Consider the following 22,370-nt stretch of genomic DNA (forward strand, 5'->3'; position numbering starts at 1 on the left):
GATTGCACAATGACGACCGTAATTATTTTGCTATTGGTTGCTGTAATTGTGATTTTTGCAGTGAAAGACATTCGCATTAATCTTGTTACGCGGCCCACGTTTAGTATGTTTAAAAAAGTGTTGCCACCTTTATCTCAAACAGAACGCGAAGCGATGGAAGCGGGCGATGTGTGGTGGGATGGTGAGTTATTTAGCGGTAACCCCGACTGGCAAAAATTACACGGTTTTCCCAAGCCTGAATTAAGTGACAAAGAGCGCGCATTTATGAGCGAGCAAGTCGAAACCTTGCTAGCCATGCTTGATGATTATCAAATCGTGCAAAAAGATAAAGACCTACCAAAAGAAGTCTGGGATTACTTAAAAAAAGAAGGCTTTTTTGCTCTAATTATTCCAGAAGAGTTTGGAGGGAAAGAGTTTTCAGCAATCGCTAACTCAACGATTGTAGCGAAAATTGCCACCAAAAGTTTAACTGCAGCAGTTACGGTAATGGTGCCAAATAGTTTAGGCCCCGGTGAGCTGCTTTTACATTACGGTACTAAAGAGCAACAAGAGCGTTGGTTACCAAGCTTAGCTAAAGGTGATGATGTGCCTTGTTTTGCTTTAACAGGCCCTGAGGCCGGATCGGATGCGGGCAGTATTCCTGATACTGGTGTGGTTTGTAAGGGCATGCATAACGGTGAAGAAGTTATTGGCTTAAAACTTAACTGGTCAAAACGCTATATCACCCTTGCACCCATTGCTACAGTACTTGGTCTTGCATTTAAAATGTACGACCCAGATGGCTTATTAGGTGATAAAAAAGAGCTCGGTATTACTTGTGCACTCATTCCTACAGACCATGAAGGTGTGCAAACTGGCGAGCGTCATTATCCACTGAACATGGCATTTATGAATGGTACTACGTACGGTAAAGATGTATTTATACCACTTGATTGGATTATTGGTGGTGAAAAGGGGGCTGGTAGAGGTTGGCGTATGCTAGTTGAATGTTTAAGTGCAGGCCGTGGTATTTCGTTACCGGCACTTAGCACCGCAACAGGTCATTTAGCGTCAAGAATGACATCGGCTTATGCAACAGTGCGTCAGCAGTTTGGTGTTTCGATTGGTCAATTTGAAGGTGTGCAAGAGGCACTCGCACGTATTGGTGGCTTGACCTACATGCTAGAGTCAGCAAGGTTAATGACTGCTGGAGCGATTGATTTAAAACTGAGCCCTTCGGTTGTTACTGCAATAGCTAAATATCATATGACTGAAATGGGGCGTACGGTGATGAATGATGCCATGGATATTCATTCAGGCAAGGGAATTCAAGTGGGCCCTAATAACTATTTAGCCCATGGTTATATGGGGATCCCCGTGTCAATTACCGTTGAAGGTGCAAACATTTTAACTCGTAACTTGATGATATTTGGTCAAGGTGCGACTCGCTGTCATCCGTTTGTTTTAAAAGAAATGGAAGCAGCCGCAATGGAAGATCATGATGTTGCATTGAAAGAATTTGACTCGTTACTGCTTCAACACATTCTATTTGCTGCAAGCAATGCAGGCATGGCATTTGTACATGCTTTAACTCGCAGTTATTTTGCAAAAGCGCCGGTGTGTGGGGCAACCTCGGTGTATTACAAACAATTAAGCCGTATGAGTCGTGGCTTAGCGTTTTGTACAGATGTCGCCATGCTAGTGTTAGGGGGCGAGTTAAAACGTAAAGAGATGATCTCGGCGCGTCTAGGCGACGTGCTTAGCCATTTGTATCTTGCATCATGTGTTTTGAAGCGCTATGAAGACGAAGGGCGTCAACAAGCAGATTTACCTTTTGTAAAATACGCGGTTGAGCATTCGCTATTTTGTATTGGCCAAGCATTCGATGGTTTCTTTAAGAACTTCTCTAACCCTGTGGTCAATTTCTTATTAAAACGCATTGTGTTCCCTGTGGGAAATCATTATCACCGTCCTAGTGATGATATTGCTCAGACTATTTGTGAGCATATGAGTAAACCAGGCGTCTTCAGAGACAGACTCACACACCTTTGTTATGTTGATGAAAATGCAGGCACCGGGGTAATGGAAAATGCGTTTATCGCGATGATTGATACCCATGAAGATTTTAAACAATTACGCAAATGGCAAAAAGAAGGCACGATTGGTCGTCACTTAGAATTGGAAGATGCGATAGCTGCTGCTGCAGATAAAAACCTCATAAACGAAACCGTAGCTACACGAATGAATGAGGCGAACTCGCTTCGCAAGCAGGCAATAGCAGTAGATAACTTTGCGCCTGGGGAGTTGTAGTATAGTAGATATCAATGAAAGCCTTGCTAGTGTAAGGCTTTCATTTTCATACTCTTAGTGAAGACCATTACGTATAATGTTTTCTGCTTCACTGACCGGCATAGGGCGGGCCTTGAGAAAACCTTGGCCAAACTTACACTGAGTTTGTTTTAAAATAGCAAGTTGCTGATTCGTTTCAATACCCTCGGCTACAACATCTAATTGTAGAGATTGTGCTAAGGATAAAATCGCATCTACTAATGGGTTTTGTCCTTTACTTAAGTGATCAATGAAGCTTTTATCTATTTTTAAAATGTGGATTGGTAGTTGATGCAAATACCCAAGTGCAGAATAACCAGTGCCAAAGTCATCTAGACATAATTTAACTTCTAGCGGCGATAATCCCTCAATAATTTTAGTCGCAAGCTCTAAATTTCCAATCAAGCCAGACTCTGTGATCTCAATGCAAAGCGAGCCTAAAGGTAATTGATGCTTTGCGTATAATGCGTGTATTTGCGAAACAAAGTCTAAACTTGCAAAGTGTCGTGAGGAAACATTAACAGTGACTCTACCAAATGATAGGCCTTGTTTTGTCCAATTGGCTATTTGTTGCGCAGCTAAATCTAGAAGATGTAAATCTAGATTGATTATTTGACCAGTATCTTCTGCAACAGGAATAAAGTCGGCAGGAGAGACAAAACCTTTGGTTGGATGATGCCAGCGAACAAGTGCCTCAAAACCAACAACCTGTGTATCTTGAATTGTGAATATGGGCTGGTAATAAAGCTCAAACTCATTATGCTCAATGCCATGTTGTAAGTCGTTTTCAATGTCGGCATGATTTTTTAACTTTTTGCGCATGGTATTGTTAAATAACTTAACTTGCCCACGGCCTGACGACTTGGCTTCATACATAGCTGCATCAGCATGTTGCAAAAGTTTATAAGCCTTGTCATTTGTGCTTTCACAGAATGCTACGCCAATACTGGTTGATGCTTGTAATAAATGACCATCAATATTCAGTGGTTTTGCTAAAGCTGCCTTAATACGCTCAAGAGCATCTTGAACTTGTTGTTTATCGGTAATGTTTTCCATGAAAATGGCAAATTCATCTCCACCTAATCTAGCAAATGTATCTGTATTTCGGATCGTACCTTGTATGAGCTCGCAGATTTTTACTAAAAAATGATCTCCCACTTCATGGCCGAGTGAGTCATTGATGCTCTTAAAACGATCAAAGTCTAAATAGAGTAGAGCATGGTGTGTGCCTTTATTTGCGCGTGCTAAGCGCAAAATACCATGTTTTATTCGTTCGATGAGGAGCGATCTATTTGCCAGTCCGGTAAGTTCGTCATGTAATGCACGGTGTTCTAGCTCCTGACGTGATAACTGCCTGTCGATTGCCATACTGATTTGGCGGCTGACATAAGTAAGTAATGCACGGTCATGTTCATTATAGTGGTAGTGTTTACTGTAACTTTGAACTGCAATGACTCCACTTATTCGATCATTTACTTTAAATGGCACACCAAGCCAAGACTCTGCTTGTCGACCAACCATTTTAAAATGACCCGCATCAATATGTTGTTGAAACGCCTCTTTATTAAACAACAGTGATTTATCGATTTTTAAAAGGTAGTAAGAGGCCGTATCTTTTAAGAGTTCTTTAGAAATTTTAGTATGTGCATTAGAACGGACACCTTCTTCGATAATATAAACTAAATCTAAAACATCACTTTGTTTATCATATAGCCCAATGAAAAAGTTATCTGCTCTGAGTAACGAGGTGATAATGCTATGTAAAGACTCAAAAAAGCTATCGAGTTCACTTGACTGATAAGTAAGGTTGGCGATTTGCAACATGCAATTTTCCAACTTTTGAGCATCGTTCAATTGTTTTACTGTTTGCTGAAGGTTTTCTACAGTTCTGACTTGATTTAACTTTGCACTGAGTAAATGTGCGACTGTAGATAAAATTTCTAAATGGGCGTCATTAAAATAGTTTTTTTGCGGGTGCTCGCAATCAATAACACCTAATACCTTTTCTTTATATACTAAAGGAACACAGAGTTCAGAAAGTGCAGGGCGGGCATCGGCAATATAGCGTTCGTCTTTTGTTACATCACCAATCATTAACGGTTTACCGGTTGAAGCGACATACCCAGTAATACCTTGCTCAAAACTAATTTCGGTGCGCACAATATGGTATGTATCGTCTGCGAGAGTGGTTCCCATAGACGCAACTTCTCTTAATGTACGAGACTCATCATCGACTAAAAATATGACACATTCTATAAATCCAAGCCTGCTTACTACTTGCGAAGTCACATACTCTAATAATTCTTCAACAGTATCTAATTGCATTAGCGATGAAGAGAATTGATTAATAATATGGAGTTGGTCAGTTTTGACCTCAAGTGCAAACGCTGTATCTAAATTCTTAGACATAGAAAGAAAAGTAACCCAAATGTTTTATTAACTTATTACGTTAACCTACTATCAAACTATCTACAAAGTTATTTTCAAAAAAAACAGCAACTGGTGTAAACTAGGCATCTGAACACAAACTTCAAAAAATAACTTCGTTATTTGTATAAAGTTTGCGCTATCCCTCTAACTTTAGCCGTGGAAACCAGCAATGTCAGATATAAATAAGATTGAAACACTAACAATTACCCGCCCAGACGATTGGCATATTCATTTACGTGACGGTGATCAGCTTACCGATACTGTACGTGATGCAAGCCGCTATATGGGGCGCGCGATTATTATGCCAAACCTTGTTCCACCGGCCACATGCACTGACAGTGCTTTATCATATTATGAGCGAATTAAAGCCGCAGGCCCTCAGGGTGATTTTGAGCCTTTGATGGTGCTTTATTTAACGGACAAAACCTCACCAGAAGAAATCAAAAAAGCAAAAGCAACGGGTAAAATTGTTGCGGCAAAATTATACCCTGCGGGTGCAACGACCAACTCAGATTCGGGTGTAACATCAATCAAAAACATTTACCCAGTACTTGAGGCAATGCAAGAAGTAGGGATGTTGCTGCTGGTGCATGGTGAAGTGACAGATTCATCAATTGATATCTTTGACCGTGAAAAAGTTTTCCTCGATACAATTTTAGCCGATGTAGTAACTGACTTCCCTAAACTTAAAATAGTACTTGAGCATATTACGACTAAAGATGCCGTAGAGTTTGTTAATAACGCACCTGATAATGTAGCGGCTACAATCACAGCTCACCACTTACTTTATAACCGTAACCACATGCTAGCGGGCGGTATTCGTCCACATTATTATTGTTTACCAATTTTAAAACGTAATATTCATCAGCAAGCATTGATTGCTGCAGCGACAAGCGGTAGCAAAAAGTTTTTCTTAGGGACAGATTCTGCGCCTCATTATAAAGATAAAAAAGAAGCAGCGTGTGGCTGTGCAGGTGCTTATACAGCACATGCAGCGATTGAATTATATGCTGAAGCATTTGAAGAGGCGGGAGCCTTAGATAAGCTGGAAGGTTTTGCGAGCCATTTTGGCCCTGACTTCTACGGTTTAGAGCGTAATAAAGACACGATCACACTGGTAAGAGAAAGCTGGACTGTTCCTGCAAGTTACAAACTAGGAGACTCTGAGGTAGTGCCGATCAAAGCTGAAGCTAACATGGATTGGCAAGTTAAATAAGCGAGCTTACTGTTAGCTAATATTATTCAGAAGCCCAACATTACGTTGGGCTTTTTTATTATTTTTTAATTGTTTAGAAATATGCCTGTCATATTTAAAAGTTTAGCCGTTGACCTCAAAATAATTTTCGATTAATAGAGCTAAAAGCTATTTAATGTGTTAGTCTTAAATTGCTTTGAGTTTTTGCGTATAGAATTTACGGATAATGTGCGGCTTGTTCGGTTACCGGTTGGTTATTGGTTCTTCCTGTACTTTACCCCCTAGTTTTTGGGCATTCACTCAGGGAGGATAGAGCCATTATGGCTGAATTTTAATAATTGACTTACAGGAAAATTTGGTATGTCAAACACGGTTACTGGTAAAGTTAAGTTCTTCAACGAAGCAAAAGGCTTCGGTTTTATTGAACAAGAAAATGGTCCTGACGTATTTGTACACTTCAGTGCTATCACAGGTACAGGCTTCCGCACTTTAAGCGAAGGCCAACAAGTATCTTTCGGCATCAAACAAGGTCAAAAAGGCCCTGAAGCTGAGAACGTAGAAGTAGCATAATTCGTTATGCGAAACTAAGTATTTTGGTGAAACAGTTTCTGTTTCACCAAAATTCATTTATACCTCTTATCAACTTTCTCTACCTCATTCATACTACGCTTTCTCCTAAACCATTTTTTACTACTTCTACATAAATAATTCCTTTGTACCTCATACTTGGTAGTCTGTACCGAATTATTAATCCCCCAAAGGCATTGTATCGGGTTTTCTTAGTCAGACATTAAGCTAAAAGTTCGATAACAATCCTCTAAAAGCTACTCTCCATAACTAAAGTATTATATGCTTCATAGACGGGATTTACTCAATGCAACATTGACTGTTGTATTGGCTAGTAGTTTTGATCAACAGGTTAAGTTACCTCTTTTTTATAATGTTTGAGATATTTTCAACAATCTCAAAATTACCCGCTAAACTTAAAGTATTCACAAGTGGAATAAATTCTGAGTAACTTATACTTGTTTGATGAAATATAATGAAGGTTCGCTAATCGATGAGCATAGGAAACAATATACTTTTGGTAGACGACCACCCAATGGTTGCAACAGCAATCAAGATGGTACTATCAAAGTCAACTCTGGTTAATGAAGTAAAAGCTGTTGCGAGTCAAAAGGAAGCATTACAGTTTTTAAAAAGTAATAATGTCGCGCTAGCTATTTTAGATATCGAATTAGAAGATTCAGATGGCTTTAGTTTATACAAACGCGCAGTTAGCAGTGGCTTCTCTGGTAAAGTGCTATTTTTATCAGCAAAGCAAGATAAACACATTATTCGAACAGCGGCTAAATTAGGCGCGCAAGGTTTTGTTAACAAGGCTGAAAGCTTAGAGGATATTTCATCTGCAGTAGAGATGATTTTAAGGGGTTATACCTTCTTTCCTCAAGAGCATTTAATAGCATCTGAAAAAGATATTGATGAATTACTGACAGAGCGAGAGCTTGCAGTGATGAATTACTTACTACAGGGCCTCTCAAACAAAGATATCGGTGAAAAGCTGTTTATTAGTAACAAAACAGTAAGTACGTACAAGACAAAAATCTTTGAAAAGCTTGAGGTTGATTCAATTATCTCTTTAGCAAAGCTTGTTAAAGACCGCGCCATATTTTGAGACTCTCACCCTTAGCGGTGAGAGATAAATTCTCGCTCATCCTTGTGTTTAGTAAGGCAATTGTGCATTTACTAAACATTACCCACTGATGAGTGCATAAAAATTCTGCAAATTAGATTTTTTAGATCACTAAATAGAATTTTTTTTTAAATTTTCTTATGCCTTTTCTGGTTTTATTAAATGTTACATTTATGTTTAAGGTTGAACCCAGCATGAACGTGGTGTTTGCTAGTAAAGGGCTTTAGAACCTTCCCCTTGATGGGTCTGTTATATTTTTGTTAATTGATTGTTCGAGCTATTTTCCTATCAACGACGAGTTACCAAATTTTTCGGACGAAAGCCGAACATCAAGTTGACAGACTCTGATGCATTTAGCATTATTGGAGGGTTGATATCTATTAAAAGATATCAGGGTTGTCTTCTTCGGAAGGTAATTAAATTATAAAAGTAACATTACTTAATTGGTTGGGAACTATGTCTGTTAAAATCAGAAAGAGTCTTGTAGCATCAGCGTTGGTTGGCGCTTTTGCATTTGCAAGCAGCAATGTGATTGCAGATCCTTTGAAAGATGTGCAAGATGCAGGTCAACAAATTCAAAAGGCTGCTGTTAAGTCTCAAACTAAAATTGACAATGTATATGGTCAAACTCAGGAGCTAATCGCTGAGTACCGTAGCGTTGTTGACGAAACTGAGCTAATGAAGGTGTATAATGATCACGTAGCACGTTTGGTCGCTGACCAAAACGCGTCTATCGAATCGTTTGACCGTCAAATCGCAACAATCGATAACACGAAACAAAACGTTGTGCCTTTGATGTATCGCATGATCGATACGCTTGAGCAATTCATCAAAGCGGACGTTCCGTTCAATCTTGAAAACCGCCTAGCACGTGTTGAAAGACTACGTGACATCATGGCATCAGCTTCAGTTACTACATCTGAAAAATTCCGCCAAGTTCTTGAAGCTTACACTGTTGAAACTGCATACAGCTCAGCTGTTACAGCTTCACAAGGTACGCTTGAAGTTGATGGCAAAAACATCAACGTAGACTTCGGTCGTTTAGGTCGTATCACTTACGTAGCACAGTCTTTTGACCTTAAGCACGCGTGGGTGTGGGATAACAACACTAAACAGTGGAAAGAATTAGGTGAAGAATACCTAAAACCTGTTAAAGAAGTTATCCGTATGGCGCGTAAACAAGCGACATTAGAACTTGTTAAACTACCAATCTTTGGCGCGGAGTAATCAATAATGAAGAAACTATTTAAAGGTTTTGCTGTTGCAGCAGTACTATCTGTTTCTGCAGGTACCGCGCTTAATGCACACGCAAACACTGATGCTTTAGACAAAATTCTTGAGCAAGTTAAGCAAGAACGTATTTCTGAAGGTAAATTAAACAAGCAACGTGAACAAGAGTTCCTTTCAGCTCGTGCTGACAAGCAAGCGTTACTTAACAAAGCAAAAAGCGATCTAGCTGCTGAAAAAGCACGTGGTGACCGTTTATCTAAAGAATACGCACAAAACGAAAATACTTTAGCTGAGAAAGAGCAAGCTCTTTTAAATGCTCAAGGTACGTTAGGTGAGATGTTCGGTGTTGTACGTCGTGCAGCTGCTGATGCAATCGGTTCAATCGAAGCATCACTTGTTTCTGCTGAAAAACCAGGACGTGCTGAAGTACTTCGCTCACTAGCTGCTGCGAAAGAGCTTCCAACTGTACGTGAACTTGAAGAACTTTGGATTTCTCTTCAAACTGAAATGACTGAATCAGCTAAAGTTTCAACTTTCGAAACTGAAGTTGCAGGTCTTGACGGTTCATCTTCAATGAAGAAAGTAACGCGTATTGGTAACTTCAACTTAGTTACTGACGAAGGTTACTTAATCTACTCTCCAGAAACTAAAGCGATCCAACCTCTAGGTAAGCAACCTGATAGCTACATCCTAGCGGGTATCAGCGATTTAGAAAAAACTTCTGCAGATAACTACGCTGGCGTATACATCGACCCGACTCGCGGCGCGATCTTACGTATCAACACGCAGAAGAAATCGTTAATGGAATACTACGAGCAAGGTGCTGAAGTAGGTTACATCATCACAGTATTACTTGTTGTTGGTCTACTTATCTTCATCGTTCGTTTCATTGATCTTGCGCTGACTAGCACTAAGATTAAGAGCCAGCTTAAAAACCTTTCTACTCCGAATACAAACAACCCACTGGGTCGTATTCTTAAGGTTTACGCTGACAACAAGAATCAAGACGTTGAAAACCTTGAGCTTAAACTTGACGAAGCAATTCTACGTGAAACGCCTCGCATCGAAGCTGGTATCAACATCATCAAGATCTTGGCAGCAATCGCTCCATTACTAGGTCTACTAGGTACGGTTATCGGTATGATCCTAACGTTCCAAACAATCACATTGTTCGGTACAGGTGATCCGAAGATCATGGCTGGTAACATCTCTCTAGCACTTGTTACTACTGCGCTAGGTCTAATTGCAGCTCTACCACTTATCCTACTTCACTCAATTGTTGCGGGTCGTAGTAAGTCGGTTTTACATGTCCTTGATGAGCAAAGCGCTGGTATTATCGCTGCTCACGCGGAGAAGGAGAAAGCCTAATGCTAGTCCTGATGGAGATCTGGGAATCTATCAGGGATTTTGTTGGCACAGGCGGCCAGGTTTTATACGTGGTCGCGATAGCACTCTTTCTTATGTGGGTTTTAATGATTGAGCGCTATTGGTTCCTACTAGCTGAGTTTCCTCGTATGACGAAGGATATCGTAGCTCAGTGGGATGCCCGCCAAGACACTACGTCTTGGTACGCACACAGAATCCGTGAAGCATGGATTTCTGAAGCGTCTGAAAAATTAGATCAGCGTATGTTGTTGATTAAGACATTAGTAGCTGTTTGTCCTTTAATCGGCTTACTAGGTACTGTAACGGGTATGATCGCGGTTTTCGAAACCATGGCTACTCAAGGTACTGGTAACGCACGTTTAATGGCATCAGGTATTTCAATGGCAACAATCCCAACAATGGCTGGAATGGTTGCGGCACTATCTGGAGTATTCTTTAGCTCACGCCTTGAGGCAAGAGCGAGAATGGCGAAAGCTAAACTTGTAGATAGCATGCCTCATCACTAGAGAGAGAATTAAATATGGCACGTAAACAACGTTTTCGTGAAGAAGAAGAAGCAGCGGTTGACATGACGCCAATGCTTGACATCGTATTTATCATGCTTATTTTCTTTATCGTAACTACATCGTTCGTTAAAGAGGCTGGTATCGAAGTCAATAAACCTAAAGCAGCTGCAGCTACGAAGCAAAAAAATGCAAACATTTTTGTTGCTATCCGTGCTGACGGTGCAATCTGGATTGATAAACAACAAGTAGACGTTGAGCGTGTATCAGCTAAACTTGAAAGTTTATTAGCAGAACAACCTACTGAAGTTGTAATTTTGCAAGCTGATAAAGAAGCAAAACACGGCGTAGTAGTTAAAGTTATGGACCAGATCAAAGCGACGGGTGATAACCTTAAAATTTCAATAGCTGGAGATCAGTAATGATTCGTTTTCTGTTTTCACTGATTGCAGGTGGGGCAGTTACTTTCGGCTTGTTCTACTTCATGGCGTACCTCATCTCCGGTGGAGCTGATCGTGCGACTGAACAAAAAGAACAGATTGTAGTCGAAATTATGACGAATCCGCCTGAATCTAAGGTGCAGGAGAGGAAGCGTGTTCCGCCTCCGCCTCCGCCACCGCCAAAGCAGCCGCCTAAACCGCAGCCGCCTCAGCCGGAAAACAGCAACCCAAATACTGGTGGTTTGTCATTTAATATGCCAAGCATCGATGTGGGAAGCACAGCTGGTGGCCTAAGTGGTCCTGGTGCATTTGGACGTGATGGTGATGCTACACCTATCGTTCGTATTGAACCAAAATACCCAACGCAAGCAGCGCGTGATGGTAAAGAAGGTTGGGTTCAACTTTCATTCACTATCAACGAAGTAGGTGGTGTAGAAGATATCGAAGTGATCGATGCAGATCCTAAACGTATCTTCGACCGCGAAGCTAAGCGAGCGTTATCTAAGTGGAAATACCGTCCAAAAGTTATTGATGGTAAGCCACAAAAGCAATTTGGTCTTCAAGTACAACTAGACTTTAAACTTAATCAAGGCAACTAAGGAGGCGAGTAATGAGAAATTTATCTAAAGTAACTGCTCTTGCGCTTCTTATGTCACTTTCGGGTGTGGTATTTACTGCACCTGCTTTAGCGGCGCCAGACTACGCGAAAATTGAAGAGCGTAAAAAAGCAAAAACTAAAGTTATGGGTGAGCGCGTTGGTAAGAAAGTAATTAAAGCGTTTGACTTGTACAATGAAGAAAAGCTTGACGAAGCCATTGCATTGCTTAAAGAAATTGATGCATCGGATGACTTCGACAGAGCAACTGTTGACCGTTATTTAGGTCAAATGTACGCTCAAAAAGAGCAGTACCAGTTAGCTATCAAGCACATTCAAGCAGCTGTTAAACCTGATGTTTTAAACTTTGCCGACCAAGAGCAAGGCCTAAAACTATTAGGTGACATGTACGCAGGTACAGAGCAATATGCAAAAGCAAAAGAAGCTTATGCAGCTTGGATGGACTTCACAGGTGAGGAAGACGACAAAGTTTATACACGTATTGCACAAGCAAACTACGAGTTAAAACTTTATAAAGACGTACTTCCTGCTGCAGACAAAGCAATCGAATTGGCAAAAGAGCCTGCTAAAGCCTCTTACCAATTAAAGCTTGCTGCCTATTTTGAACTTAAACAGTACAAAAACATGGTAGAAGTAGCTGAAGAGATTGTTCGTGTTTGGCCTGAAGACAAAAAAGCCTGGGTTGGTTTGGGTAAATATTACCTACAAACCGAAGACTTCAAGAAAGGTCTTGCGACCATGGAAGTTGCCTATAAAAATGGCTATTTTGAAAATGAAGTTGAATACAAAGTACTTTCTAACTTCTATTCGTTAAACGATATTCCTTACAAAGCAGCAGTTGTGCTTGAAAAGGCAATTAACGAAAATAAAGTTAAGCGTAATAAGCAAAATATCAGTGCAGTGGCATCTAATTACCACCGCTCAAAAGATATTGAGAAAGCAGCTAAATACTATGAAGAAGCGGCTAAATTTGATGACGATGCAGAGCTTTACCGCAAAGCAGGTTCATTACTTTTACAATCGCAAAACTATAGTGCAGCCGTTGTTCGTTTGAACAAGGCGTTAGAGTTAGGTTCTGATAAAAAGGGAACTATCTACTCTGACTTAGCTGAAGCTTATTACTACCAAGAGAAGTACAAGCAAGCTTATAACGCTATCACTAAAGCAATGGACGATCCGCGTACGCGTAAATTCGCGAAGAGCTGGTCAACCTTCATCAAAGATAAAGCGAACCGTAATGGCGTGAAAATCTAATTGATGTTGTTTTAAATTAAAAAGCCCCTCTGGGGCTTTTTTTATGGAATTTTATAATGCTAAGACAGATCGTATTTTTACTTGTCGCAAGTGTGATGATAACAGCTTGCACCGAGCAACCTCCTCGTTTCAATCACTTTGATGAAGGCCAGCAAGCACTCAGTAACATAAATAACTTACTATCTAATCAATCAAGCTCAGATTCGGTAACAAGTTGGCCTTTTTCGAACGAGTATTTACAAGCTCGTCACTTCAATTATCAAGGCTTGAAAAGTATCGCGCTAGATGAATCGCAACAGGCGCAATTAAATTACCTGATCATCGCTGAGCGTTATCCAGAACGTTATTTTGTTTGGCCAGAGCAGCGCGATGTTGTTAGTCGTGCAATTAATAAAAAAGATTATTCTGCTCAAAAATTAGCTACGTGGTTGGAATTAGTACAAACACAATTAATGCAAGCAGAGGAAAGTAGTTTAAAACTAAATAAAATTGAGCTTAAGTTGTTACATTCAATGGTGCAAAACCACCTAACTAATAATGATGATGAAGTGGTACACTCAGCACTTTCAAAGCTTGAACAATATTTATCTCAATACACACCACGTAGCAAGTTAGGTTTAGTGGGGCTTGCAAATGGTAAAGATTGGTACCAGAGCAAGTTGAATTACTTTGGAGCGAAAACGCAACCTCCTCTTACGTGGCTTAGCAATATTCAGTCTCAATTAAAGCAAATAGCGATACACAATGTGGCGTTTCATTTACCGACCTCACACAGTACTCCTCTAGTAATGCAGTTTTTTAGTCAAGATGAGAATGTGGCGGGTCTTGACTGGCAGCTCGAATATCGAGACCCTTTACAAAGTAAGCGGGAGTTATCAGCGGGCGAGCAGTATTTTTGGTTAGTGATGATGGAAACAGATCTTGGTATTCATTATCACACTTGGAGTGAACAGCAAGCGCGAGTAAATTTAATAAAGCGTTTGGGGGTGACGAAACAAGAAGCTGATTGGCTTATCGAAGATATTATTCTTTATCCTGCAACGAGCTTTATATTTTCTTCATAATACCTTGCTGCGCTCTAAGGAGCGCAGCTTCTACAGCGTTGGCTAGCAGGGTCTGCTAATAAGCGTTCATCATCAATTTTTTCTTCGCAATCGCAACAATAGCCATATTGCCCAATGTCTATTTGGCATAACGCTGCCTCTAGCTTTTCGAGTCTAGAAATTAAAATTTGATATTCAGGACCCAGCTTATTTGAGGTTAATTCTAGCCAATCTGCAGGAGGGGTTTCGCTTAATTGCGAAAGCAATTGTTGGTGATAGCCTTGATCAGAATTAGTTAGCATATCGAGTAAACGTTGTCTAACCTGCGCAAGTTCTGCAGATAACTTTGTTTGAATTTCAGTATTGTTCATCGCGTTTATTCCAAGTGGGCAATACTGACATTATCAAACAAAACAAGTTAGCTAGTTATGATTTGCATCAATACTCGGCGCTTTGGCATACTTTCTAAGTACATCTGCAACTTCATTTTTGGCTTTTAAACGCCTAATCTCATCAAAAAGTGCGTTGGCCTGTGGGTACTGGCGTTTTAGGTATCCAAGCCACTGCTTGGTTCGAGAAGCAAAATATTTCTCACACTTGCTTTCATCTTGATGCATAGAAGAGTGAATAATATGGTAAATCACATGCTCCCAAAGCATCGGAGTGTACTGCTCATTTTCGACATGTGCTTTTATTTGCTTTGCTAAATCAGGCATTGCTAGAGCACCACGACCAAGCATTAAGTCTTGGCAATGACTGCGTTTTTGACACAGCAATGCATCTTCAACTTGCCAAATTTCACCATTAGCAACCACAGCAATGTTTTTATTTTTGATTAACGGAGGGATCTTTTCCCAATATGCCGGTGGATTATATCCATCTCTTTTCGTTCTTGCATGAATAGCAAGACTTGATGCACCCGCACTGACAACAGAATCAACAATTTCTTGGCTGTTGCTATCGTCATCAAACCCTAGTCTGATTTTTGCACTGACCTCATGACGTGGATCAACTGCATCACGTACGGCTTTGATTATTTCGTACATGTGCTCAGGATCTTTCAAAAGTACAGCACCACCTTTACTTTTATTAACAGTTTTTGCTGGGCAGCCAAAATTTAAGTCGATACCATGAGATCCTAAGCGTATTGCCTTGACTGCATTTTCAGCCAATGCATTAGGAACTTGGCCTAGTAATTGAATCCGCACTGGTGTTCCAGCACGGGTATAACCACCGGCTTTTAATTCAGGGCAATAACGATGAAATACACGCTCGGGTAGTGTGTCTTCAACGACACGAACAAACTCTGTAACGCATAAATCAAATCCACCTAAATCAGTGAGTAGCTGTCTCATTTTGAAATCGACAACTCCCTCCATTGGTGCTAAAACTAGTCGCATGATACCTGTATACTAAATAAAAATTGGACGCGTATTCTACCTGCTATTCTATATTTGATAAATCGTAATTTGCTTTATCATCGGTTTCAGAAAATAATTTAGTAATTTTGAAAGTAATTTTCAGTTCGCAGGTCTTGTTTAATAACCCTTTATAAAAAAGAGAGTCGATAATGAACACAGTTAAGAAAAATTCAATTGCATTAACATTAGGTGCGGTTGTGGTTGGTGCGTCAAGTTTTGCAGCCACTGATGCTAACGCTAACCCATTTGAATTTCAGCAAATGCAAGCTGGTTATCAGCTAGATGCCGCTGAAGGTAAATGTGGCGAAGGTAAGTGCGGTGGCGATAAAAAAGCTGAAAAAGAAGGTAAGTGCGGCGAAGGTAAATGCGGTGCAGACAAAAAAGCAGCTAAAGAAGGTAAGTGCGGCGAAGGTAAATGTGGCGCAGATAAAAAAGCAGCTAAAGAAGGTAAGTGCGGCGAAGGTAAATGTGGCGCAGATAAAAAAGCAGCTAAAGAAGGTAAGTGCGGCGAAGGTAAATGCGGTGCAGACAAAAAAGCAGCTAAAGAAGGTAAGTGCGGCGAAGGTAAATGTGGCGCAGACAAAAAAGCAGCTAAAGAAGGTAAGTGCGGCGAAGGTAAATGTGGCGCAGACAAAAAAGCAGCTAAAGAAGGTAAGTGTGGCGAAGGTAAATGTGGCTCTAACCACTAAGCGCTCATTTAGCTTTTGAAAGGGCCATAATGGCCCTTTTTAGTAGGAGGTAGTATGTTAAAAGAATCAGTAGCTGATTTTGGGCAAATTGGCTTAGGTTTACGCCGGGAAATGCTTGATGAAATGCTCATCGATGTTCCTAAACCCATTGAGTTTTTAGAAGTTGCACCAGAAAACTGGCTAAAGCTTGGAGGGCGTTTTGGTAAACAATTTAAACAGCTAACCGAGCAGCATGCCTTTGTTTGTCATGGTTTATCGTTATCGATCGGCTCACCTGCAGCGCTTGATATTGACTTTGTGAAATCACTTAAAGCCTTCTTTAAAGAGCATAATATTCGTTTGTTTAGTGAGCATTTAAGCTACTGTTCGGGCGAAGGGCACATGTACGATTTGATGCCTATTCCGTTTACTGAAGATGCAATTAAGCATGTCTCCTCGCGGATCAGACAAGTACAAGATATTCTTGAACAGCCAATTGCTATTGAAAATGTATCTTACTATGGTGCCCCTGGGCAGCAAATGACTGAACTTGAGTTTACTAATGCAGTTTTAGAGGAAGCTGATTGCCAACTATTGCTTGATGTAAACAATATCTATGTAAACTCTATTAATCATGGTTATGATGCTGAGCAATTCTTAGCAGCATTACCAACTAAACGTATCGCTTATGGTCATGTTGCGGGCCATTACACTGAGGCTGAAGATTTACTCGTTGATACCCATGGTGCGCCAGTCATCGATCCTGTTTGGCAATTGCTTGAAAAAGCCTACGCAGTTCATGGAGTTTTTCCTACTTTGTTAGAGCGTGACTTTAATATTCCACCTATGGCTGAGTTATTAGCTGAGCTGAAAACTATTGAAGCCTTGCAGCACGCAGCCAATAAGCAAAACCAAGTAACGGTGAAACACAGTGCATAATCATTTTACGCAAGTACAACAAGCGTTTATGGCGCATATTCGCGACCCTGAGAATAATGCTAAGCCTAGTGATGTTGAAGAGCGTCGCATGGCGATTTACCGCGATTTATTTTTTAATAATGTGGATGGTTTTGTCAGCTCTGCATATCCAGTACTTAAAAGTTTATATTCAGAGCAAGCTTGGCACAGACTCGTTAGGCAATTTTTCAGTCAGCACAACTGTAAATCTCCTTATTTTTTAGATATAGCAGGCGAGTTTTTGGCCTTTCTTGCTAATGACTATGAAATGCAAAGTGATGATCCTGCGTTCATGTTAGAACTGGCTCATTATGAGTGGGTTGAGCTAGATGTGTCGGTTGCTAAAAAACTTGTAAATGAAGTTGGCTTATCGGCTCATCAAGTGACAAGTTCCCCATTATATTTAAGTTCACTGGCTCGTAATTTGAGTTATAGCTTCCCAGTTCATACCATCAGTGTCGATAACCAGCCGAGTGAGCCCGCAGCTGAGGCAAGCTACTTTGTGGTATATCGGGATGGCGATGACGAAGTGCAGTTTTTATCAACAAATGCGATGACCGCATTACTACTTAATATTATTGAATCTCAGCCAGGTATAAACTTAAATGATGTATGCCAAGTAGTTGCAGAGCATGCTCCTCAATTTAGCCAAGAGCAGCTTTATCAGGGAGCGCTCAATACCTTAAGTGCCATGGCAGAGCGTGGTATCGTAGTTACTAATACATTGGTTTAAAAATCGGCTAAACCCCTTTATTGATGAGGACAGTTCGACTATTATGTCCGCTTTATTTTGTCGTGCTTAAATAAAGGTAGTAACTATGTCGAATGATAAAGACTTTAAAGATCCGTTCAATGCAACTTATTTCATTGCGTTTTTAGCTGTATTCGGTGGCATTGGCTGTCTTAACGCTATTCTGGGTTGGATCACATCTTTATCTTAATCTGCGTAAGCAAATTTAAGACACTAGGCTGCACCATGCAGCCTTTTTTGTTGTAGTTAGGTGATTAATTTCGAAACTTGCTACCGACTTTCCACTAAGGTGATGTTATACTCTCGAGCTTTGTTAGATAAACTTTTTGAGCAGTATAATTATGACTCAAGCAACTTCAACGCTCATCAAACAGAGCATTGCAACGATCGCTGATTACCCTAAGCCGGGCATTATGTTCCGCGATGTAACAACTTTAATGGCTAACGCTGAGGCATTTAAAGCAACGATAGACAGCTTTATTGCGGCATATAAAGACCAAGGTTTTACTAAAATCATTGGTACTGAATCTCGTGGTTTTATTTTTGGTGCGCCACTTTCTTATGCTCTTGGTATTCCATTTATTCCAGTTCGTAAACCAGGCAAGCTTCCTCGCGAAGTGATTTCACAAAACTATCAATTAGAATATGGTGAAGACACGCTTGAACTTCATACAGATGCTATCGTTTCTGGTGATAAAGTGTTATTAGTAGATGACTTACTTGCCACAGGTGGCACAATTGAAGCAACAGCAAAATTAGTTGCAAAACTGGGTGGTAATGCAACGGATGCCGCATTTGTTGTATCTTTACCTGAGCTTGGTGGTGAACAACGTGTTGCTGATATGGGCATCAAAATCTTAAAGTTGGTTGAATTCGAAGGCGAATAATTAATGAGTTATCAGGTTCTAGCAAGGAAATGGCGACCACAAACCTTTCACGAGTTAGTGGGGCAGTCTCATGTTAAACAGGCATTGGTTAATGCATTAACACAAAATAGACTCCATCATGCCTATCTCTTTACTGGAACTCGTGGGGTGGGTAAAACAACCATCGCACGAATATTCGCAAAAAGCCTCAACTGCGATAAGGGTATCTCTGCTGAGCCGTGTGGCCAATGTTCAAGCTGTACTGACATTGAAGCTGGTCGCTATATTGATTTGTTAGAAATCGATGCGGCATCACGTACCAAAGTAGAAGATACCCGCGAAATCCTTGATAACGTTCAATACGCGCCAACACGTGGTCGTTACAAGGTATACCTAATCGACGAAGTTCACATGCTGTCAAAGCATAGTTTCAATGCATTACTAAAAACATTGGAAGAGCCACCAGAGCATGTGAAGTTTTTATTAGCGACAACCGATCCGCAAAAACTGCCCGTGACGATTTTATCGCGTTGCTTACAGTTTAATTTAAATGCTTTGTCGCAATCAGAAATTCATGATCAGCTTGCCCATGTTCTTAATCAAGAACAGCTAAGTTTTGATGATAAATCGCTGTCAATTTTAGCGAAAGCAGCTGATGGTAGTATGCGTGACGCACTGAGTCTTACAGACCAAGCAATTGCGCAAACCAATGGCAATATTAATCATCAGGCTGTGCAAACCATGCTTGGCTTAATGGATACCCAATATAGCCAAATCATGTTAGCAGCGTTACTGTGCCAAGATGGCGATGCATTACTTCAAGAAGTAAAAGCAGTGGTTAGCCGAAACCCTAACTTTGTAGCCTTGCTCGACGATTTAATCGCCCTGACGCACCTTATTCAGCTTGTGCAACTCGTGCCTAGTGCTGCGGCACTTGATGAGACTAACCGTGAATTTATTGAGCAGGTGGCACAAACAACTGATGCACAGCAAATGCAGGTGTATTACCAGTTGCTATTAAATGGTAAAAAGGATTTGCAATGGGCACCCGATGCTAAACTTGGTTTTGAAATGATCATGTTGCGACTGCTCGCATTTCAACCAACGCAATTTGCACAAAACCAAACACCCACGAATACCCAGCAGCAGGTTAAACCAAGTGGTGCCGGAGCACTACGTGATATTTTAAAAAAATCAACGGCGCAACGTGAGCAAGCAGCTTCAGAGCAAGCATCAGTAGCACAAAGTTCAGTGCATACAACTTCTGTGCCTTCAGAGCCTCAGCCAACACAAGTTGAAGCTGAGCCTATTCAAGCAGCCAAAGCAGAAACAGCACATAGCCATGAGCCTGCCCAGCAAGTTGAAGCAACAGCAGTAGAGCAGCCTAATGCTAATCAACAGCCTCAGCAATCCGCTCAGCCAGCTGAAACTGAAGTCAAACCAGCGCCACAACAGCAGAGTAGCTCAGAGCACATTCCAGCAGCTGATTATTCTTCACCAGAGTACTCTACATCTGACTATTCTTCGCAAGACTATATGGATGAGTACGATGCACAAATGGATTCATCACTTGCTGCGCAATACGATGATGTGATGAATAGCGCTTATGATCAGGGCTTTAGCGCAAATGAAGCACCTGCGCCTCAGCAACAGCAAAGTCAGGCGCAATCGGCCATTGCTCGTATTTTACAAGACCGCAATATCTCAGGTGCTGGTCGCTTAAGTGGTGCGGCAACGCAAACGAATGTTAGAGCAGAACAACAGCCTGAAGCTAAGCCAACATTAGAACCGCCAGCGCAACAAAGCACAGCCACGACCAATATTGAGCCTCAGCAGCAAGCAATGGCTGCTGAAGTAAAAAAGCCCATCCCCCAGCAAACGGGGGAGAGCAGCAATAAAGTAAAAAAAGTCGATTTTCGAGAAAAGCATCAAACAATCACTGAAAACCTAGCGCCTGAATTGCTTGAGCAAATCAACCCGCAAAAAGTGCCAGAGCCAGTAGCTGAAGAAGCCAGTATTCCGGTTCCAGATGATTTTGAAAGCCCGATCAGCAGTATTAAATTTGCACACGAACAAGACGAGTGGGCGTATTTAATAAAGCGTATGGGACTTGGTGGCCGCATGCGCCAATTTGCGCTGCATTCGATCTTTACTAAGCAGAATAATCAGTTACATATTGAAGTTGACTCATCACAGCGCCATTTAGACAGCGCAGTGCTTAGACAAAAGCTCAATGCTGCATTAAGTGAAATTTATGGTCATAATGTAGAGCTTAGTATCGAGTTTGCTGATGGCGTAATTGATTCACCGTATTTGATTCAACAAAAAATTGATGCGGGTCGTCATCAACAAGCGATTGATGTAATAAATAGCGATGAAAATATAGTGCAATTTCAACAGTTATTTAGCGCTATAATCGATGAAAACAGTATTCAGGCATTGTAATTAGTTGCAATAGCCCTTATCTTCATGCCAATTAAAGTAGTTTAGAAAGAGAGACAGTTATGTTTAAAGGTGGAATGGGTAACATGATGAAGCAAGCGCAGCAAATGCAAGAGCGCATGCAAAAAGCCCAAGAAGAAATCGCAAACCTTGAAGTTGTAGGTGAAGCAGGTGCAGGCCTAGTTAAAGTAACTATGCTTGGTAACCACAATGTACGTCGTGTTGAATTAGATGAAAGCCTAATGGAAGACGACAAAGACATGATCGAAGATTTACTAGCGGCAGCGTGTAACGATGCAGTACGTCGTGTTGCAGAAGAAACACAAGAGCGCATGAGTAAAGTAACTGGCGGTATGCAATTACCACCAGGTATGAAAATGCCATTCTAAGTGATCTTGTATGCAACTATCTCCTAGTTTAACACAGCTAATTGAAGCGCTAAGATGCCAGCCGGGCATAGGCCCAAAGTCGGCACAGCGTATCGCTTTTCATTTGCTTGAGCGTGACCGTCAAGGTGGTAAGCAACTTGGCCATGCATTAACCAAAGCAATGGATGAAGTAGGGCATTGTCAATCTTGTCGCACTTTCACAGAGCAAGCTGTGTGCGATATTTGTTCAAGTGTTAAACGCCAAGATAGTGGTTTACTGTGTGTGGTTGAATCACCAACCGACGTACTCGCTATTGAGCAAACCGGTCAATATCAAGGACTTTACTTTGTTTTAATGGGTCACTTGTCGCCAATTGATGGTATAGGACCAAAAGAAATTGGCCTTGATATCCTTGAAAGCAAGTTGCAACAAGGCGGTATTAATGAGGTGATCCTCGCAACCAATCCAAGTGTTGAAGGTGAAACCACTGCTCACTACATTGCTGAGCTTTGTCATAAGTATCAGGTAGGCGCATCTCGTATTGCGCACGGTGTCCCTGTTGGTGGTGAGCTTGATTTACTTGATGGTATGACGCTGATGCACGCATTTAGCGGACGACGCGCCGTAAATCAAAACTAATACCTGATATGGTATTAAAAGCCTGCTTTATGCAGGCTTTTTTGTAGTTAGCCCCCGAATTTACCCGCTAATTTAATTTTTTGCCTTGAAGTTCCAAAAGCCTACCCCATATATGAGTCATAGTGCAGATTAGACACTTTGTTAATTGGAGATTTACACA

Annotated in this window: 22 protein-coding genes; 19 read left to right on the forward strand and 3 right to left on the reverse strand. The window is 40.9% G+C overall.

Annotation, left to right across the window (positions count from 1 at the left end; translation table 11 throughout):
* Window positions 1–9: 9 nt before the first annotated feature.
* On the forward strand, window positions 10–2,289 hold the full coding sequence (locus E5N72_RS09420) for an acyl-CoA dehydrogenase (protein WP_135924208.1): 2,280 nt from the start codon (window positions 10–12) through the stop codon (window positions 2,287–2,289).
* 54 nt (window positions 2,290–2,343) lie between these two features.
* Here E5N72_RS09420 and E5N72_RS09425 read toward each other — a convergent pair whose 3' ends face one another.
* Complete coding sequence (locus tag E5N72_RS09425) at window positions 2,344–4,716, reverse strand: EAL domain-containing protein (protein ID WP_135924209.1); 2,373 nt, start codon at window positions 4,714–4,716, stop codon at window positions 2,344–2,346.
* Between the two features lie 190 nt (window positions 4,717–4,906).
* Between E5N72_RS09425 and pyrC the strand changes: the two genes are divergently transcribed.
* The 10 genes from pyrC to E5N72_RS09475 all read left to right on the forward strand — a co-directional run bounded on the left by pyrC (window position 4,907) and on the right by E5N72_RS09475 (window position 14,118).
* Window positions 4,907–5,953 carry a dihydroorotase gene (pyrC, locus tag E5N72_RS09430; RefSeq protein ID WP_135924210.1) on the forward strand — a complete coding sequence of 349 codons (1,047 nt, stop codon included), beginning with the start codon at window positions 4,907–4,909 and terminating at the stop codon, window positions 5,951–5,953.
* A 339-nt stretch (window positions 5,954–6,292) separates the two neighbouring features.
* Window positions 6,293–6,502: a cold-shock protein gene (locus E5N72_RS09435; RefSeq protein ID WP_036967526.1), complete on the forward strand. Its 210-nt coding sequence runs from the start codon at window positions 6,293–6,295 to the stop codon at window positions 6,500–6,502.
* Between the two features lie 490 nt (window positions 6,503–6,992).
* On the forward strand, window positions 6,993–7,607 hold the full coding sequence (locus tag E5N72_RS09440; protein WP_135924211.1) for a response regulator transcription factor: 615 nt from the start codon (window positions 6,993–6,995) through the stop codon (window positions 7,605–7,607).
* Window positions 7,608–8,081: 474 nt separating this feature from the next.
* Window positions 8,082–8,852, forward strand: coding sequence for a DUF3450 domain-containing protein (locus E5N72_RS09445; protein ID WP_135924212.1), 771 nt, complete (start codon window positions 8,082–8,084; stop codon window positions 8,850–8,852).
* 6 nt (window positions 8,853–8,858) lie between these two features.
* Entirely contained in the window at window positions 8,859–10,223 is a 1,365-nt protein-coding gene (locus E5N72_RS09450; RefSeq protein WP_135924213.1) for a MotA/TolQ/ExbB proton channel family protein, read from the forward strand.
* Window positions 10,223–10,747 (forward strand): MotA/TolQ/ExbB proton channel family protein, encoded by a 525-nt coding sequence (locus tag E5N72_RS09455; protein ID WP_135924214.1) that lies wholly within the window; start codon window positions 10,223–10,225, stop codon window positions 10,745–10,747. Before E5N72_RS09450 ends, E5N72_RS09455 begins: the two co-directional genes overlap by 1 nt.
* Before the next feature lie 14 nt (window positions 10,748–10,761).
* A complete protein-coding gene (locus tag E5N72_RS09460; protein ID WP_054551557.1) occupies window positions 10,762–11,166 on the forward strand; it encodes a biopolymer transporter ExbD in 405 nt (134 codons plus the stop codon).
* A complete protein-coding gene (locus E5N72_RS09465) occupies window positions 11,166–11,783 on the forward strand; it encodes an energy transducer TonB (protein ID WP_135924215.1) in 618 nt (205 codons plus the stop codon). The genes E5N72_RS09460 and E5N72_RS09465 overlap by 1 nt, the downstream gene beginning before the upstream one ends.
* An 11-nt stretch (window positions 11,784–11,794) precedes the next feature.
* A complete protein-coding gene (locus tag E5N72_RS09470) occupies window positions 11,795–13,054 on the forward strand; it encodes a tetratricopeptide repeat protein (protein ID WP_135924216.1) in 1,260 nt (419 codons plus the stop codon).
* A 56-nt stretch (window positions 13,055–13,110) separates the two neighbouring features.
* Window positions 13,111–14,118, forward strand: coding sequence for a hypothetical protein (locus E5N72_RS09475; protein WP_135924217.1), 1,008 nt, complete (start codon window positions 13,111–13,113; stop codon window positions 14,116–14,118).
* Window positions 14,119–14,132: 14 nt separating this feature from the next.
* Here the strand turns inward: E5N72_RS09475 and E5N72_RS09480 are convergent, their stop codons facing one another.
* Both E5N72_RS09480 and E5N72_RS09485 read right to left on the reverse strand, forming a co-directional pair.
* Window positions 14,133–14,468, reverse strand: a complete 336-nt coding sequence (locus E5N72_RS09480; protein WP_135924218.1) for a TraR/DksA C4-type zinc finger protein — start codon at window positions 14,466–14,468, stop codon at window positions 14,133–14,135.
* Window positions 14,469–14,519: 51 nt separating this feature from the next.
* Window positions 14,520–15,497, reverse strand: a complete 978-nt coding sequence (locus E5N72_RS09485; protein ID WP_135924219.1) for a tRNA-dihydrouridine synthase — start codon at window positions 15,495–15,497, stop codon at window positions 14,520–14,522.
* Between the two features lie 170 nt (window positions 15,498–15,667).
* On the opposite strand from E5N72_RS09485, the gene E5N72_RS09490 reads away from it, so the two are divergent.
* The 8 genes from E5N72_RS09490 (at window position 15,668) to recR (ending at window position 22,210) form a co-directional block, all read left to right on the forward strand.
* Window positions 15,668–16,207, forward strand: a complete 540-nt coding sequence (locus E5N72_RS09490; protein WP_135924220.1) for a hypothetical protein — start codon at window positions 15,668–15,670, stop codon at window positions 16,205–16,207.
* A gap of 54 nt (window positions 16,208–16,261) precedes the next feature.
* Window positions 16,262–17,125, forward strand: coding sequence for a DUF692 domain-containing protein (locus E5N72_RS09495; protein WP_135924221.1), 864 nt, complete (start codon window positions 16,262–16,264; stop codon window positions 17,123–17,125).
* Window positions 17,118–17,876 (forward strand): putative DNA-binding domain-containing protein, encoded by a 759-nt coding sequence (locus E5N72_RS09500; protein ID WP_276605829.1) that lies wholly within the window; start codon window positions 17,118–17,120, stop codon window positions 17,874–17,876. The genes E5N72_RS09495 and E5N72_RS09500 overlap by 8 nt, the downstream gene beginning before the upstream one ends.
* 85 nt (window positions 17,877–17,961) lie before the next feature.
* Complete coding sequence (locus tag E5N72_RS20800; RefSeq protein ID WP_254907726.1) at window positions 17,962–18,084, forward strand: hypothetical protein; 123 nt, start codon at window positions 17,962–17,964, stop codon at window positions 18,082–18,084.
* A gap of 151 nt (window positions 18,085–18,235) precedes the next feature.
* Window positions 18,236–18,781 carry an adenine phosphoribosyltransferase gene (gene apt, locus E5N72_RS09505; protein ID WP_135924222.1) on the forward strand — a complete coding sequence of 182 codons (546 nt, stop codon included), beginning with the start codon at window positions 18,236–18,238 and terminating at the stop codon, window positions 18,779–18,781.
* A 3-nt stretch (window positions 18,782–18,784) separates the two neighbouring features.
* Window positions 18,785–21,205, forward strand: coding sequence for a DNA polymerase III subunit gamma/tau (dnaX, locus tag E5N72_RS09510; RefSeq protein WP_135924223.1), 2,421 nt, complete (start codon window positions 18,785–18,787; stop codon window positions 21,203–21,205).
* A gap of 59 nt (window positions 21,206–21,264) precedes the next feature.
* Window positions 21,265–21,591, forward strand: a complete 327-nt coding sequence (locus tag E5N72_RS09515; RefSeq protein ID WP_036967566.1) for a YbaB/EbfC family nucleoid-associated protein — start codon at window positions 21,265–21,267, stop codon at window positions 21,589–21,591.
* A 10-nt stretch (window positions 21,592–21,601) separates the two neighbouring features.
* Entirely contained in the window at window positions 21,602–22,210 is a 609-nt protein-coding gene (gene recR / locus E5N72_RS09520) for a recombination mediator RecR (protein WP_054551546.1), read from the forward strand.
* Window positions 22,211–22,370: the final 160 nt, after the last annotated feature.

The organism is Pseudoalteromonas sp. MEBiC 03607, assembly GCF_004792295.1.
GTDB classification, from domain to species: domain Bacteria; phylum Pseudomonadota; class Gammaproteobacteria; order Enterobacterales; family Alteromonadaceae; genus Pseudoalteromonas; species Pseudoalteromonas lipolytica_C.